At 29.6% G+C, this 16,575-nt stretch carries 14 protein-coding genes; 6 read left to right on the forward strand and 8 right to left on the reverse strand.

Annotation, left to right across the window (positions count from 1 at the left end; genetic code table 11):
* Positions 1–73 precede the first annotated feature (73 nt).
* From BWR22_RS08990 to BWR22_RS09000, 3 genes are all read right to left on the reverse strand, one after another.
* Entirely contained in the window at positions 74–2,437 is a 2,364-nt protein-coding gene (locus tag BWR22_RS08990; protein ID WP_076733354.1) for a protein-disulfide reductase DsbD family protein, read from the reverse strand.
* A complete protein-coding gene (gene tilS, locus BWR22_RS08995) occupies positions 2,434–3,750 on the reverse strand; it encodes a tRNA lysidine(34) synthetase TilS (RefSeq protein ID WP_076733355.1) in 1,317 nt (438 codons plus the stop codon). The genes BWR22_RS08990 and tilS overlap by 4 nt, the downstream gene beginning before the upstream one ends.
* A gap of 89 nt (positions 3,751–3,839) precedes the next feature.
* Entirely contained in the window at positions 3,840–5,141 is a 1,302-nt protein-coding gene (locus BWR22_RS09000; RefSeq protein WP_076733356.1) for an anthranilate synthase component I family protein, read from the reverse strand.
* Positions 5,142–5,217: 76 nt separating this feature from the next.
* Here BWR22_RS09000 and BWR22_RS09005 point away from each other — a divergent pair, with 76 nt between their 5' ends.
* The 3 genes from BWR22_RS09005 (at position 5,218) to BWR22_RS09015 (ending at position 8,223) form a co-directional block, all read left to right on the forward strand.
* Positions 5,218–6,108, forward strand: coding sequence for an aldose 1-epimerase family protein (locus BWR22_RS09005; protein WP_083678263.1), 891 nt, complete (start codon positions 5,218–5,220; stop codon positions 6,106–6,108).
* A gap of 41 nt (positions 6,109–6,149) precedes the next feature.
* Positions 6,150–7,505, forward strand: coding sequence for a DEAD/DEAH box helicase (locus BWR22_RS09010; protein ID WP_076733358.1), 1,356 nt, complete (start codon positions 6,150–6,152; stop codon positions 7,503–7,505).
* 127 nt (positions 7,506–7,632) lie between these two features.
* Positions 7,633–8,223: a hypothetical protein gene (locus BWR22_RS09015; protein WP_076733359.1), complete on the forward strand. Its 591-nt coding sequence runs from the start codon at positions 7,633–7,635 to the stop codon at positions 8,221–8,223.
* Positions 8,224–8,297: 74 nt separating this feature from the next.
* On the opposite strand, the gene BWR22_RS09020 is transcribed toward BWR22_RS09015, so the two are convergent.
* From BWR22_RS09020 to BWR22_RS09040, 5 genes are all read right to left on the reverse strand, one after another.
* Positions 8,298–8,873, reverse strand: coding sequence for a hypothetical protein (locus BWR22_RS09020; protein ID WP_076733360.1), 576 nt, complete (start codon positions 8,871–8,873; stop codon positions 8,298–8,300).
* Positions 8,874–9,039: 166 nt separating this feature from the next.
* Positions 9,040–10,440: a dihydrolipoyl dehydrogenase gene (lpdA, locus tag BWR22_RS09025; protein ID WP_076733361.1), complete on the reverse strand. Its 1,401-nt coding sequence runs from the start codon at positions 10,438–10,440 to the stop codon at positions 9,040–9,042.
* A gap of 406 nt (positions 10,441–10,846) precedes the next feature.
* Positions 10,847–11,635 carry a LuxR C-terminal-related transcriptional regulator gene (locus BWR22_RS09030; RefSeq protein ID WP_241828241.1) on the reverse strand — a complete coding sequence of 263 codons (789 nt, stop codon included), beginning with the start codon at positions 11,633–11,635 and terminating at the stop codon, positions 10,847–10,849.
* A 55-nt stretch (positions 11,636–11,690) separates the two neighbouring features.
* Entirely contained in the window at positions 11,691–12,086 is a 396-nt protein-coding gene (locus tag BWR22_RS14470) for a CPBP family intramembrane glutamic endopeptidase (RefSeq protein WP_241828200.1), read from the reverse strand.
* 238 nt (positions 12,087–12,324) lie between these two features.
* A complete protein-coding gene (locus tag BWR22_RS09040; RefSeq protein WP_076733364.1) occupies positions 12,325–12,783 on the reverse strand; it encodes an Lrp/AsnC family transcriptional regulator in 459 nt (152 codons plus the stop codon).
* A 178-nt stretch (positions 12,784–12,961) separates the two neighbouring features.
* On the opposite strand from BWR22_RS09040, the gene BWR22_RS09045 reads away from it, so the two are divergent.
* The 3 genes from BWR22_RS09045 (at position 12,962) to BWR22_RS09055 (ending at position 16,575) form a co-directional block, all read left to right on the forward strand.
* A complete protein-coding gene (locus tag BWR22_RS09045) occupies positions 12,962–14,176 on the forward strand; it encodes an aminotransferase class I/II-fold pyridoxal phosphate-dependent enzyme (RefSeq protein ID WP_076733365.1) in 1,215 nt (404 codons plus the stop codon).
* A gap of 124 nt (positions 14,177–14,300) precedes the next feature.
* Positions 14,301–15,785, forward strand: coding sequence for a Na+/H+ antiporter NhaC (gene nhaC, locus BWR22_RS09050; RefSeq protein WP_076733366.1), 1,485 nt, complete (start codon positions 14,301–14,303; stop codon positions 15,783–15,785).
* Positions 15,786–15,930: 145 nt separating this feature from the next.
* Entirely contained in the window at positions 15,931–16,575 is a 645-nt protein-coding gene (locus BWR22_RS09055; protein ID WP_076733367.1) for a peroxiredoxin, read from the forward strand.

The following is a 16,575-nucleotide window of genomic DNA, read 5'->3' on the forward strand; positions in this document are numbered from 1 at the left end:
GAATCTACTATATATTTTTAGATTCCTTTTTGTAAACTTGTCTTTATAAACTCTTGGTTTTACAAGAGTTTAATTAATTTTTAAAATTTGAAATACCTGTTTTTAACCAATTAAGGTATTCGTTTGCATCTGGAGTATATGCAACTGGAGTTATTAGGTTTTCTTCTTTATGATCCATTAAAACATAATACGGTTGAGTATTAGATTTGTACTTTATAGTTTGAAATTCACTCCATTTCTGTCCTATATATTTTAGCTTTTTGCCTTCTCTAAGTTTGGAGTCTATTACCTCGTTGTCTTCAAGTGGTCTTTTATCGTCCACATAAAGAGAAATTAAAACAACATCATTTTTTAGAGCACTTAAAATTTCTGGTTTCGGCCATACATTTTGTTCCATTTTTCTACAATTTACACAAGCCCAACCTGTAAAATCAATCATTACTGGTTTGTTTACTTTTTTGGCATAAGCTAAACCTAAATCGTAATCGTTAAATGCTAAAATATCGTGTGGAGCTAATAAATGAGCTCCTTCTGGCAAGTCTCCATGATTAGAGCCTACACCGCCTCCACCTGTTTTAGAGTACCCAACACCGTATGGAGACTCACTATAATCTAAAGGTGGTGGAAAAGCACTTATTAAATTTAATGGTGCTCCCCAAAGACCAGGAATCATATATATTGTAAAAGATAACACTACTAATCCTAAACTTAATCTACCAACAGAAATGTGCGTTAATGGAGAATCATGTGGCAATTGAATTTTACCAAAAAGATAAAGTGCCAATGTTCCAAAAATAGCAATCCAAATTGCTATAAATACTTCTCGTTCTAACAGGTGCATTTGTAAAACTAAATCTGCTTGCGATAAAAATTTAAATGCTAATGCAAGTTCTAAAAATCCTAATACAACTTTTACTGTATTTAACCATCCTCCAGATTTTGGTAAAGAATTTAACCAACCTGGAAATGCTGCAAATAAAGCAAATGGTAATGCTATTGCTAAAGAGAACCCAAGCATACCAATAATTGGAGCTAAACCTCCTTTTGAAGCAGCTTCTACCAATAGCGTACCTACAATTGGTCCTGTACAAGAAAAAGATACAATTGCTAAGGCCAAAGCCATAAAGAAAATACCAATCATGCCGCCTCTATTGGCTTGAGAATCTACTTTATTTGCCCAAGAATTAGGCAACATAATCTCAAAAGCTCCTAAAAATGAAAACGCAAATACTACTAATAGAATAAAGAAAATAATATTAAACCAAACATTTGTAGCTAATGCATTTAAAGCATCTGCACCAAAAATTCCTGTTACTGCACTACCTAAAAGTACATAAATTACGATTATGCACAACCCATAAATAATAGCGTTTTTAATACCTGCTGCTTTAGATTTACTTTGTTTGGTAAAGAAGCTTACCGTCATAGGTATCATTGGGAAAACACATGGTGTTAACAACGCAGCAAAGCCTGATAAAAAGGCTATAAAAAAGATACTCCATAAACCTTTATTACCTCCATTTGTTGAAGTAGTTTCTATAGGTGATGCTTCTTTTGGTGTTGCATTTGCTAAACTTGTTTCTAAATCGAAAAACGCTGGAGCTAGACATTTTTCGTCATCACAAGCTTGATAATAAACTTCTGCTTTTATTGATTTAATGTCTAAATTTAATACTTTAATTCTTTGCGTAAATGTAGCTTCACCAGAAAAGTATTTTACATCCATATCGAAAGCTTTTTCAAACTTCTTAATACTTTTAGATTCTTTTACTTCTCCTATTAACTCGTAGTCTTTATTATCGTTTTTAAATTCAAATTCTGTAGGTATTGGACCCATTGGATCCTTATTATCTTGAGAATATATATGCCAATTATTATCTAAAACTGCTGTGTAAACAATCTCAAACTCATTATCTCCTAAAGAATAAGCAGTCGATGTCCATTTTACTGGATCTAAAATTTTACTTTCTTGTTTTTTATTTTCTTTAAGCTTAAATTCTACAAATTTACTTTCAAAAATACATTTTGCATCATCGCAGGCTTGATAGCTAATTTCTGCCTCTATACTAGTTAAATCTTGATTTAAAACTTTTATTTTTTGAGTAAATGTAGCTTGATTGTCAAAAAATGTTAAATCCATTTCAAAGACCTTATCAAACTTTGTAATACTTTTACTCTCTTTTGTTTTACCTAACAATTCAAAATCTTTTGATAATTGATTTTCATTGTAAATAAACTCTGTTGGTATTGCTCCTCCTTCTGGTAAATTTTGAGAATACAAATGCCAATGATCATCAATTTTTGCTTCGTAAATTAAATTATATTCGTTTTCTGATAGTTTTTCAACTTTACCATTCCATTTTACAGGCTCTAATAATTGAGCAAACATGGTTTGCATTGAAAATATTACGAATAAAAAAGCTAAGATTTTCTTCATTTTTTAAATGATATTTTTAATATTTTTTTAGTGTTTTCGGTTACTTTAAAACGCTCATCTGCACGATAATTTATAACCCAAACAACTTTATTTGCACTACACAATAGAAAACATTTTTCTTTATCTAACAAAGATAGTTTTTCATCTTTAAAGTATTTACTTAATTTCTTTTTTCCATTACCTCCTAACGGATAAAAGTAGTCACCATCTTGCCACTTTCGTACAGTAAGCGGATAAGTTAGTGTTTCTTCATCTACAAATATTTCATTATTAAACGCTTTTTTAACTTCTTTTACTTTATCAAAAAATAAAATACCGTTTTGTAATGTAATATCCTTAACGTCTTGTGTAATTGTAAATATTCTATCGTCTTGTTGAACAGGTAATCCTGTTAAAATTATTTGTGTTCTGTCTTTTATTAACCTATGTGTTTCAGAAAAAATCTGTTTCCCACTTTGTGCAGATAATAAAGCTTCAATATCGTTAAAAGCAGTAAATCCATATGGTTTAAAGATTTCTACTAAGTAAGCCTTTTTGTTTTTTAGTTTACTAAGTTCTGAAATTTCGTAAACAACCTCTCCATTATCTGCGCTACTTATGGCTTGTTTTAAAACCGAATTAACACTACTTTCTATAATACTTGAAGCATCTTTTAAATGCTCTAAAGTATTATCGAAATTTTGAAGCAATTTAGGATTTGTTTCCTTTAATTTTGGAATAATTTCGTGTCGTAATTTGTTTCTTAAATATTTGGTTGAAGCATTACTACTATCTTCTCTCCATTTAATATTTTCCTGTTTTGCAAAATTCTCTATACGCTCTCTTGAAAACTTTAACAGTGGTCTTACAATGTTTCCATTAGTTGCTGGAATACCTGTTAAACCAGACAAACCTGTTCCTCTTGTTAAATTTATAAGAAAGGTTTCTAAATTATCATCGGCATGATGCGCTGTTAAAATATAATCGAAATTTAAACGCTCTGTCAAGTCTTGAAACCAATTATAGCGCAAAGTTCTTGCTGCCATTTGTATGGACAAGTTATTTTCTTGAGCGTAGCTTGTTGTGTTAAAATGTTGAGTAAAAACCTCTAAATTTAATGTTTGCGCTAAATTTAAAACAAAGGTTTCATCTTCATTACTTTCTAAATCTCGAAGGTTAAAATTACAATGTGCTAAAGAGATGTTTAAATTTTCTGCCTTACATAAATGTGTAAGCACAACACTATCTAATCCTCCAGAAATGGCGATTAATACTTTTTTTTCTTTTAGAAAACTGAAATGATTGTTTAAATATTTTTGAAAGTGTTTTTGCACACCGTAAATGTACGTTTTTTGAATAATTTTTAAAACGAATTGTGATGATTTTAAGACTCGTGAAATTTAACCTTTTTTAAATGTTATTTTTAATTTTCTAAAACCTCACGCATGGCTTTTGCTTTAATTAAACATTCTTCATATTCGCTTAACGGATTGCTTTTTGCTGTAATAGCTCCACCAACGGAATACGACACATATTGCTTTGTTTCGTTATACAAAATACTTCTTATAACAACATTAAAATCGAAATCTCCTTGAGGTGAAATATAACCTACACTTCCAGAATATAAGCCACGTTTGGTTTCCTCTAATTCTTCAATAATTTTCATAGCTGAAATTTTTGGTGCTCCAGTCATGCTTCCCATAGGAAAAGTTGTTTTAATAATATCTATAGGGTTTGTACTGTCTTTAACCTGCGATACCACTGTAGAAATCATTTGATGTACTTGATCGAAACTGTAAATTTTACACAACTCTTCTACTTTTACACTACCTCTGGTTGCTGTTTGAGAAAGATCGTTTCTAACCAAATCTACAATCATAATATTTTCGCTTCTTTCCTTTTCGTTATTTAGCAAATTTTCTTTTAAAATGGCATCTAATTTATAATCTTTATCGCGTTTGGCAGTACCTTTTATAGGTTGAGAAATAACTTTACAACCTTCTTTTTTAATGTACCGTTCTGGAGAAGCAGATAGTAAATAATTATCTCTAACTTTTAAAAATGTAGAAAATGGAGCATTTGAAATTTTATTAAGCTTATTATAAGTTTCTAAAGGTTCTATTTTAAAGTCTTCTGCATAAAATTCTTGACAAAAATTAGCTTCATAAATATCGCCTCTGTGGATGTGAGATAATACTTGTGTTACCTTATTAAAATACTCGTCCTTATGGATTTTTAATTTTATTTTAATAGAGTTTTCACTATCATTAAATATATTCTCATACTTTGTATCCTGAAAATTTATTGCCTTAAAATCATCTTCCAACTCATCATCTACAGCCTTTAAATAATGAATTTCAACTGTGCTTCCTTTAATAAAAAACACTTTTTTAGGTTGAAAAAAAAACAAATCTGGGAATGCTAAACCATCGTCATTATTTGAGTGCAAAGCCTCGATATCATTTTTTAAATCATAAGTTAAGTAACCAAATATCCAATCGTTAGTTGTGGTATAATATTCTTTTAATTTATCGAAAGCATTATAATAATCTGTTTGTATAGCAGTAAAAGCATCTACCGCCAAAACAGCATCGTAATTAGAGTACTTTTGGTTATGGTTATTAGAGTCTAACCAAACTACATCGTCGTATTGTTGCGCCCAAGACAATAGGTTTTGCTTGAATGCCTCAGGATGAGTTAGTTTATGTTTTTGTATTGTTCTCAATCTAAAAAATGTTTTGTAAAGTTAAGCAGAATTGATAAAAAAACGATTAATTTAGTAATGAGATTATACAAAAATTATGTTCGAATTATCTAATAGTATTTTAAAAATTAAGGTAAAACCTAAAGGTGCAGAACTTTGCGAAATAGCTGCAGTAAAAAATAATAATGAATTTATGTGGCATGCAAACCCAGATGTTTGGGGTAGTTATGCACCAAATTTATTTCCAATTATTGGAGCTCTAAAAAACGATAGTTATTTGTATGATAATAAAACATACAGTTTAGAAAAACACGGTTTTGTAAGACACAATAAAAATATAAAACTTTTAAAACAAACTGAAAGCAGCCTTGTTTTTAGCTTAATATATAATGACGATTTATTAAAAGTTTATCCATTTAAATTTGAGTTTATTATAACCTACACTTTAATTAACAATGTTTTAGATATTGAATATTGTATAAAAAACTTAGACACTAAAACTATCTATTTTTCGGTTGGAGGACACCCAGCATTTAAATGTCCTTTATATAAAGATGAAAACTATTCAGACTATAATTTAGTTTTTGAAACCGAAGAAACCTCTAAAACCTATATACTAAATTTACAAAGCGGGTTAGTTACCAACAAAACAAAACCTATTTTTAAAACTAAAAATAGTATACAATTAACACCAAATTTATTTAATGAAGATGCTCTAATTTTTAAAGATTTAAAATCTAGAAAAGTAGCGCTGGTAAGCGATTTACATGGCGAAATACTTAATGTAAGTTTTAAAGATTTTAGCTATTTAGGTATTTGGGCAAAACCAAATGCTCCTTATGTATGTATAGAACCTTGGTTAGGCATAGCAGATTCTGAAAACACAACACAAATTCTAGAAGAAAAAGAAGGCATAATTAAATTACCTGAAAATGAAACTTTTACTGCAAATTATAGCATACAAATACATGAGCATCATTTAGGGTAAACAAAATATAAATGGTAATTTTGCCACTTAAATTATACATTTTGACTTTTAGAGATTTAAACTTAAATACACCATTATATAATGCGCTTGACGATTTAGGCTTTTCAACGCCAACTCCTATTCAAGCCGAAGCTTTTAACGTTGTTGCCAGCGGTAAAGATATGGTTGGAATTGCACAAACAGGAACTGGTAAAACGTTTGCCTATATGCTTCCTGTGCTTAAAAATTTACCATTTTCTAAGCAAGATAATCCTAGAGTTTTAGTTCTAGTTCCAACACGAGAACTTGTAGTACAAGTAGTAGATGAAATTGAAAAATTAACAAAATACATTAATACTCGAGTTTTAGGTGTTTATGGAGGAACTAATATTAATACACAAAAGCAAGCTATTGCTCAAGGTATTGATATTTTAGTAGCAACTCCTGGACGTTTATACGATTTAGCTTTAAGCCATGTATTACAATTAAAATCTATACAAAAGTTAATTATTGATGAAGTCGATGTTATGCTAGACTTAGGGTTTAGACATCAACTCATTAATATTTTCGATTTATTACCAGAACGTCGTCAAAACATTATGTTTTCTGCGACTATGACTAATGATGTAGACGATTTAATTAAAGATTTCTTTAAATCTCCGCAAAAAGTATCTATTGCAACTTCAGGAACTCCTTTAGAAAACATAAAGCAAACACGCTATAAAGTTCCTAATTTTTATACAAAATTAAATTTATTAAAGCATTTACTTCAAGACGAAGAAACTTATAATAAAGTTTTAATTTTTGTTGCTTACAAAAAAATGGCCGATCTCCTTTTTGATGCTTTAGCAGAAGATTATAACGATGAGCTTTGTGTAATCCACTCTAATAAAACACAAAACTATAGACTACGAAGTATCGAGCAGTTTCGCGAAGGTATTAATAGAATATTAGTAGCTACAGATGTTATGGCACGTGGTTTAGATATAGACAATGTATCTCATGTTATTAATTTTGATACACCAGATTTTCCTGAAAATTATATGCACAGAATTGGTAGAACTGGTCGTGCAGAACGTGAAGGACACTCTCATGTTTTTACTACAGATAAAGATAACCACGCCATTGAAGATATTGAATCTTTAATGCAAATGACTATAGATATTGAAGAGTTACCTGCTCAAGTAGAAATTTCTACAGAGTTAATTGAGGAAGAAAGACCACAAATTAAAGAACGTAACAATCCGCATAAACGCAAAAAAGATGAAGATGCTCCAGGACCAGCTTTTCATGAAAAATCTGAAAAAAATTCTAAAGAAAATTTAGGTGGTTCTTATAAATTTAAAATTGCAGCTAAATACAAAAAGCCAAAAACACGCGGTGATAAAAATTATAACAAGCGTAACAAAAGAAAATAATTTACACATTAAAATTGTTAAAAATTTAAATAATTATTTTTTGTAGAGCATTCTAATTCAATTTGTTTCGAGATAAAATATTATCTTTAGTATTTCGTTAATATTAAAACGCTGTAAAAACTAATTAATGTCTGCTTCAATTTTTAATTTATTACCCAACTTAAAACCTTTTCATCATGAAACACATTATGATGATTTATTTTTAAATCAAAATTGGGTTTTGGTAAATGGTATATCTAAAAAGAAAGCTATTTATGTTTTTAAAGATGAAAATACCCTACAAATTTCAGAAAGTAAAACAACTACAGAAACATCTTGGTGTATTGAAGCAAAAAACACATTCTCTATAGTAACTGAAGACGGAGAAACTACTGTAAAAGCTTATTTTAAAGATGATGACGTTTTGGTTTTAACTAAAATTAAAACAGATGATTATGCCATTTTTATTAATGAAAGTAGTTATTCTGAATCCTTAAATTCATTAGAAGATGTCCAACAATTTCTTCATAATAAATATAAAAACAAGGCTACTAGTTTAATTTACGATCATGAATTTTATTACATCGAAAAATCTAAAGAGTTTGGACCGTTTACAGTAGAAGAATTAACAAAAAAAGTACAAGAAGAAAGTATTAGTCCATATTGTTTTGTAAGAGACTTAAACGAACACGATTACAGTAACAGACTTAGAATAAGAGATTTAATAAAAGAATTATAAGTTATATCTTAATAAAAACACTTAAACTCCACTTATTTTTAAATTTATAGTTTGCAATTATATGTTGTGTGATACTAATCTCTGTCCACAATTTCGTCTTTAGATATATATTCTAAAACAATTTTTCTCATTTTTAAAGCGTCATTTCTATTCATTTTAAAATCATTACGCTTTAAATTATGATTTCTAGATAACCAATTTTTAAACTTTATGTACGCACTTTTTCTTTTATTTTGATAAGCTGTGTAGCCTTTATTACGTTCGCTAATTATCTTTAAAATTTTTCCTTTGGAAAGTATAAACGTTTTTTTGCTTTTATATGGTAGTTTTCCTAATAGTTTATCTAAATCTGAATAATAAGTAGAGTTTACAACTATTTTATTTTTAGTATCACTAATAATTTCTATTTCTTCATAATCTTGCATTACAGAACTCCATGAGTAATAATTAGAGTACTCTTTTTTATTTTTATAGACTTGTAATGTATTCCAATACTCTGCAAAATTTTTATGCAATGCATCTAGTGTTGCTATAGAGTCTTTTTTATTAAAATTCTCTATAAAATCTTTAACAATTTTTGTGTTATTATTTTGAGAATTAGAAAAAGATAAAAATAGGCAAAAAACGAAGGTTAAGTAGGTGATTTTCATTTGTTAATAGTTTAAGTTTGGGATATTAAAAATACACAAAACTCGTTTAAAAACAAATAAAAACGATAAAACGATTATTTTTTTAACATTTTAAAATAAAAAAACGAGTTCAAATTGAACTCGTTTTTTTAATATATATAAGCTATTCTTAGCTTAATATAGCATATTATACGTGTAAAGCACGATCTTCAGTAGCAGCTAAAGCGGCTTCTTTTACTGCTTCTGCAAATGTTGGATGTGCATGAGACATACGTGAAATATCTTCGGCGCTTGCTCTAAATTCCATAGCAACAACTGCTTCTGCAATTAAGTCTGCACAACGTGCACCAATCATATGTACACCAAGAACTTCGTCTGTTTTTTCATCTGCAAGGATTTTTACAAATCCATCAATATCTCCACTTGCTCTAGCTCTTCCTAATGCTCTAAAAGGAAATTGGCCAACTTTGTAAGCTACTTTTTCTTCTTTTAATTCTTCTTCAGTTTTACCAACTGCCGCTACTTCTGGCCATGTGTATACAACACCTGGAATTAAGTTATAATCGATATGTGGTTTCTGTCCTGCTAATGTTTCGGCTACAAAAACTCCTTCTTCTTCAGCTTTATGAGCTAACATTGCTCCTTTTATAACATCTCCAATAGCATAGATATTACTTGCAGAAGTTTGTAAATGTTCATTTACTTCTACTTGTCCTCTATCGTTAATTTTTACTCCCGCTGCTTCTGCGTTTAAACCATCGGTATATGGGCGACGTCCTACAGAAACTAAACAATAGTCTCCTTTAATTTCTACATCTGCTCCTTTTTTGTCTTTTGCTTTAATAATTACCTCGTCTCCATTACGCTCTACAGCTTCTACCTTGTGAGATAATAACATTTTACATTTGGCTTTCTTAAAAACTTTATTTAATTCTTTAGACAAGCCAGCATCCATTGTAGGTATAATTCTGTCCATATATTCTACAACAGTAACTTCTGAACCTAATCTACGGTATACTTGACCTAGCTCTAAACCTATTACACCACCACCAATAATAACTAAATGTTTTGGTATTTCTTTAAGTTTTAAAGCTTCGGTAGAAGTAATTACACGTTCTTTATCTATAGTTATAAATGGTAAATTAGAAGGTTTAGATCCTGTTGCTATGATGCTATATTTAGCTTCTATTTCTGTAGTCTCTTCTCCTTCTATTTTAATATGTGTAGCATCTTTAAAACTACCAACACCTGTAAAAACATCGATGTTGTTTTTTTTCATTAAAAAATCTATTCCTCCAGTAGTTTGGTCTACAACTGCTTGTTTACGACCAATCATTTTTTCAAGATTTACTTTAATATCACCTGGAATTTCTATACCATGCTCCTCGAAATGTTTTGTTGCTTCTTCGTAGTGATGCGAAGAGCTTAATAATGCTTTACTTGGAATACAACCAACATTTAAGCAAGTACCTCCTAAGGTAGAATATTTTTCAATTATTGCTGTTTTCATGCCTAGTTGTGCACAACGAATAGCTGCTACATATCCTCCAGGTCCTGAGCCTATTATGGCTACATCATATTTACTCATAAAAAGATTTTATTTTATTAATAAGATTCCTATATAAATAAGGAACGACATTATAATTACAAAAATACAATTTTGTAAGATTATCTACTAAAGAGTTTAACCTAATTTTTGAATAAATAAGCCATAGAAATCTCAAAAGCTTTATTCCTAATTATTATTACTTCCAAATTCTTGTACTTTATTTAAATTTTATAGAAAATAAATTGTAGTGTAAAGCAAAAAATATACTAGTTATAATTGCCTTAATTTAATTAAGCTAATAGTAAGGCAAACTAATTAAAAACAAAAAAGCCTAATTTAAAAATACATCTAAACCAGGCTTTAATATAAATAGAATTGATTAATAGCAATGCGAAGTAAATTAAATTTTAAAAAAGCCACAATACTCAATTTGAGTATTTTAAACTTAAATTAAAGTTTTATTTAATTTTAGCATTCCTATTAACTCTCCTGTTGAAGATATTTTAAGTTTTTTCAAAATATTACGTCTATGTGTATCTACGGTATGTGAACTAATATTTAGTAGGTTTGAAATTTCTTTACTTGAGTAATTTAAAACTAATAATCTTATAACATCGCGTTCTCTATTACTTATTCCAGATTGTAATAATTTTTGTGAAAAGTTATTATAATATATGGTTTCGTATTCGTTTTGTTTATTTAAAAGTTTTGCTGTTGCAGTAACTGGCATTTTAATATTATCGGACAAAACAGTGTAATGTGCTAAACCAATAATTGGCTTCATACTAGCATCAAATGCTAAAGGCGTTGTATTTTGTATAATATTTACATAATTGCCTTGTGCATTTTTTAATCTATAATTCCAAGTGTAATTAGAACAAGCTCTGTCTTTTTCAGAAATTTCAGAAAGTGTAAATTCCATTAAATGGTTTAATGCAGCTAACCATACTTCTATATCTTCTGGGTGTATTAAACTCCAAAAATATTTCATGCCCTTAGCTTTTAAATCTTCTGCATCAAAACCTAAACAGGCATTAAAATTTTTGCTTATATATTCAAACTTTAATTCTTGAGTGTTTGTAATGCAGAAATAAGTAGAACTGTAAGGAAGAAATTTATCGAGTTCTATTATTTTTTTAATGTGAGTTTCTAAAGATGGTTTACTGTAAGATTTAAAAATGGATTTATAAATCTCTTTTATATCATGATATTTCATACGTAATTGTAATAGCACGAACAAAATAGTAATTTTAACAGAACTAAAAAAATTTATAGCGTACTCTAAAGCTTTAACTAGGAAAACCTAACATCTCTCCCATTCCAACGGTAAACAACCAACATCCATAAATAGCATGTTCTATGGACACTAAAAGCGTGGATTTTGTTTTTTTATAAGTAAATGCAAAAAGTAATCCTCCAAAAAATGTAAGTATTATTACCAAGGTATTTTTAAAAAATAAATGCGCCAATGAAAACAAAATAGCATTAATAAAAATGAATAGTTTTTTATTATGAAATAAACTTTCGTAACGTTGAAAATAAAAGGTTCTATAAATTAACTCCTGCGGATAAACAGAAAAAATAGAGTAAACAAATAACAATATTAACCACATTATAGGCTTATTAATAACAACTTTAAAAAGGTTTTCTTTATCAAAAAAGTAAACAAATGCAATAGTAAGCATAGTTATAACAATTAGCTTAATTATTGTAATTTTGAAAAAGAGTTTCCACTTTAAGTCTTTTGCTATTTTAAATTTATTTTTCTCAATGTTTAAAAGCACATATATTATATAAACAAAGCCTATAATTGCAATAACAGCCTTAATCCAAAAGGAAAAACTTAATGTAAAACTCACAGGAATTACAACAAATATTGTAAAAAATTCTATAAGCTTATATCTAGTTGATTGCAACATTGTTTTAAATAGAAATTGCTGTTGTATGTTTTACTTCATTAATCATAAACATACTATGTGTACTACCTATATGGTTAATATTAGTAAGCTTATTTACCATAAATTCTCTAAAGGCCTCCATATCCTTAACTAAAACTTTAAGCAAATAATCGTAGTCACCACTTATATGAAAACACTCTAAAACCTCTTCAAGTTTTGTTACTTCTTTCTCAAACTGAATAACATATTCTTGAGAATGCTGAGTTAATTTTATATGACAAAAAGCTACAAAAGACTTCTCTATAGCTTCTTTTTTTATAAGCGCCACATATTTATCTATTACTCCATTATTTTCAAGCTTTTTAATACGCTCGTAAACCGCTGTTATCGATAAATTTAACTTATTAGAAAGTTCTTTATTTGTTTGTTTACAATCTTCTTGAAGTAATTTAATTAATTTAGAATCTATGGCGTCAAAAGTCATTATCGAAAAATTTTCAGTTTAAGTTATAAATTTAATAATTATAAATTAATAAAAACTAAAAAAATAAACTTATATAGTTTTAAAAACTAAATTTATAAGCATATATTGATTATTAATCTAATTTATTTCAATTTTACATAACAATAATCACATACCCTAACATTATAGTTATAAAATTATGAAATTCAAACCAGCAAACAACATCCAAGACTTACAATATTTTGGTGAATTTGGAGGAGTAAATCCTTCTATTTCAGACTCTTCAACTTACACTTTTCTTTCTGCCAAAACTATGTTTGATACTTTTGAGGGCAATGCAGATGGTTGCTATTTATACTCTCGTCACTCTACTCCTTCTAACTTATATTTAGGCGAAGCGCTTGCAGCTATGGAAGGTACAGAAACAGCAAATGTAACAGCTTCTGGAATGGGAGCAATTACACCTGTAATAATGCAATTATGTGGTGCTGGAGATCATGTTGTTTCAAGCAGAACAATTTATGGTGGAACTTATGCTTTTTTAAAGAACTTTGCACCTCGTTTTAATGTCTCGACATCGTTTGTAGATATTACCAAACTTGACTTAGTTGAAGCAGCTATAACAAAAAACACAAAAGTATTGTATTGCGAATCTGTTAGTAATCCTCTGTTAGAAGTTGCAGATATTGCTTGTTTAGCCAAACTTGCTAAAAAATATAATTTAAAATTAGTAGTAGATAACACGTTTTCTCCATTATCTATCTCTCCTGCTAAATTAGGTGCAGATGTTGTAATACACAGTTTAACAAAGTTTATTAATGGATCTAGTGATACTGTTGGTGGTGTTATTTGCGGTACTCAAGAATTTATAAACGATTTAAGAAATGTAAATGATGGTGCTTGTATGTTATTAGGTTCTACTATGGATAGCCTTCGTGCTGCTTCAGTTTTAAAAAACTTAAGAACATTACACATTAGAATGCAACAACATAGCCATAATGCTACTTTTTTAGCCGAAAAGTTTCAAGATTTAGGTTTAAAAACTGTATATCCTGGCTTAGCATCTCATCCTTCTCATGATATATTTAAATCTATGATGAATGATAAATATGGATTTGGCGGTATGCTAACTATAGATGTTGGCTCATTAGATAAAGCAAATGACTTAATGGAACTAATGCAAGAAAGAAACTTAGGTTATTTAGCCGTAAGTTTAGGCTTTTACAAAACTTTATTTTCTGCTCCAGGAACATCAACATCTTCTGAAATACCTGAAGAAGAACAAGCCGAAATGGGATTAAGCGACGGTTTAATACGTTTTTCTATAGGATTAGATGCAGATATTGAACGCACATTTAATATGATGAAAACCTGCATGATTGATTTAGAAATACTTAAGCCAGAATTGGTTTAAAAAAATAAATCTCTTAATAAAAAATAAAAGGCTTGAAGCATTTCAAGCCTTTTTTCTATTTGCATAACATCGTACAAAATCGTAACATTACATTCAATTAAAATTAAACTAATAGTAATACTAAATGGAAAGCCAAAATATTAAACCATCAGTACCACAAGACGAAAATATTATTGAAAACAGAGAATTAAACATTTGGGAAGCATTAATTCCTGTAATAGCTTTAGTTGTTATGTTATTTTACAATGTATTTTTTGTTTATGGAGATGATGCTTTAAGTGGCAGTAACCAATTTATTCTACTTTTAGGAGCAGCCGTTGCAGCCGTTGTAGGTTTTTACAATAAAGTATCTTACAAACAAATGTTAGATGAAGTCGCAGAGAATGTAAAATCAACCTCTGGTGCATTATTAATATTACTTATGGTTGGTGCACTTGCCGGCACATGGCTAATTAGCGGCATTATTCCTACCATGATTTACTATGGCTTACAAATTTTAAATCCAACTATATTTCTAGCAGCATCTGTAATTATTTGTGCTATAATTTCTATCGCTACAGGTAGTTCCTGGACCACTTCTGCAACCGTAGGTATTGCATTAATTGGTATTGGTGAAACGCTTGGCATATCATTAGGTATGACAGCTGGAGCTGTTTTATCTGGCGCCTATTTTGGTGATAAAATGTCACCGCTTAGTGACACAACAAACCTTGCACCTGCTATGGCTGGAGCTAGTTTATTTTCGCATATTAAATACATGGCGTACACAACAGTACCTACCATAACTGTAACTTTAATTGTTTTTATAATTATTGGTTTAAACATAGATACTACTGGAACACCAGATATATCAGACAAGTTAAATGCCATTAGTGGTGCATTTAATATTACACCTTGGTTATTTATTGTACCAATAGTAGTTATCTTTTTAATTATTAAAAAAACGCCACCATTAGTTGCTTTACTTGTAGGCACTCTTTTAGGCGGTGTTGCAGCGATAATTGCACAACCAGAAATAGTAACCACAATTGCTGGAGCAGATAGTTTAACCTTTCAATCGGCATACAAAGGAGTTATGAATGCTATGACCGTAGATGTTGCTGTAGAAACTTCAAGCGAAGAATTAAACGATTTATTTTCAGCTGGAGGTATGTCTGGTATGCTTGGCACTATTTGGTTAATTATTTGTGCTATGGTATTTGGTGGCGTTATGGATGCTATTGGTGCATTATCTAGAATTAGTAGAGCATTACTTAGTTTAGCTTCTACAACTTTTGGTTTATTTGCCAGTACTGTAGCGAGTTGTTTAGCTTTAAATGTAACAGCATCAGACCAATATTTAGCATTAGTAGTACCAGGAAAGATGTTTAAAAAAGCATACGAAGAAAAAAATCTTGCACCAGAAAATTTAAGTAGAACTTTAGAAGATTCGGGAACCGTAACCTCTGTATTAGTACCATGGAATACTTGCGGTGCATACCAATCTGGTGTATTAGGAGTACCTGTTGCAGATTATTTCTTTTACGCCATTTTTAACTGGCTAAGTCCATTTATGACCTTATTATTTGCAGCTTTCTCTATTAAAATAAAACAACTATCTTCTAAATAAGAAATATCTATTTTATTTAAAAAATACAATAACTAAAAACTATAGCCTTATAAAATTAAAAAATTTTATAAGGCTTGTTTTTTTAGTCTTCACCTCTATCTTTGCAAACTCAAAAATGAATCTAATAATTAATAAACTTTAACAAATGGCAATAGTAGGAAAACAATTTCCAGATTTAAATGTAGACGCAATGAACGAAATGGGTGACACCTTTAAATTAAACGTTCTTGAAGAAGCAAAAAATAACAAAAAGAAAGTATTATTATTCTGGTACCCAAAAGATTTCACTTTTGTTTGCCCAACAGAATTACATGCTTTTGAAGCTGCAAAAGAAGAATTTGCAAAAAGAAATACAATTGTAATTGGCGCTTCTTGCGACACTCCAGAAGTACACTTTGCTTGGTTAAACACACCAAAAGATAATGGTGGAATTGAAGGTGTTACATACCCAATATTAGCAGATTCTAACCGTAACCTTGCTTCTACTTTAGGTATTTTAGACATCACTAACGAAAAGTACAACGAAGAAACTGGAGTTGTAACAGTAGAAGGTGACAATGTAACTTATAGAGCTACTTACGTAATAGACGAAGATGGTATTGTACAACACGAAGGTGTAAACAATATGCCAATAGGTAGAAACGTAAACGAATTTTTACGTATTATCGATGCTTTAACTCACGTACAAGAAAAAGGTGAAGTTTGTCCTGCAAACTGGGAAGAAGGTAAAGACGCAATGAGTGCAAATAGATTAGGTACTGCAGAGTACTTAGCAAACCACGTAAACTAA

It is taken from the genome of Lacinutrix venerupis, assembly GCF_001971745.1.
In the GTDB taxonomy this organism is placed as follows: domain Bacteria; phylum Bacteroidota; class Bacteroidia; order Flavobacteriales; family Flavobacteriaceae; genus Lacinutrix; species Lacinutrix venerupis.

Bases quoted from the DNA above. Each gene is read 5' to 3' on its own strand.
- BWR22_RS08990 (WP_076733354.1), bottom strand. From the start codon at position 2,437: ATGAAGAAAATCTTAGCTTTTTTATTCGTAATATTTTCAATGCAAACC.
- BWR22_RS09005 (WP_083678263.1), top strand. From the start codon at position 5,218: ATGTTCGAATTATCTAATAGTATTTTAAAAATTAAGGTAAAACCTAAA.
- BWR22_RS09015 (WP_076733359.1), top strand. From the start codon at position 7,633: ATGTCTGCTTCAATTTTTAATTTATTACCCAACTTAAAACCTTTTCAT.
- BWR22_RS09020 (WP_076733360.1), bottom strand. From the start codon at position 8,873: ATGAAAATCACCTACTTAACCTTCGTTTTTTGCCTATTTTTATCTTTT.
- lpdA (WP_076733361.1), bottom strand. From the start codon at position 10,440: ATGAGTAAATATGATGTAGCCATAATAGGCTCAGGACCTGGAGGATAT.
- BWR22_RS14470 (WP_241828200.1), bottom strand. From the start codon at position 12,086: ATGCTTACTATTGCATTTGTTTACTTTTTTGATAAAGAAAACCTTTTT.
- BWR22_RS09040 (WP_076733364.1), bottom strand. From the start codon at position 12,783: ATGACTTTTGACGCCATAGATTCTAAATTAATTAAATTACTTCAAGAA.
- BWR22_RS09045 (WP_076733365.1), top strand. From the start codon at position 12,962: ATGAAATTCAAACCAGCAAACAACATCCAAGACTTACAATATTTTGGT.
- nhaC (WP_076733366.1), top strand. From the start codon at position 14,301: ATGGAAAGCCAAAATATTAAACCATCAGTACCACAAGACGAAAATATT.
- BWR22_RS09055 (WP_076733367.1), top strand. From the start codon at position 15,931: ATGGCAATAGTAGGAAAACAATTTCCAGATTTAAATGTAGACGCAATG.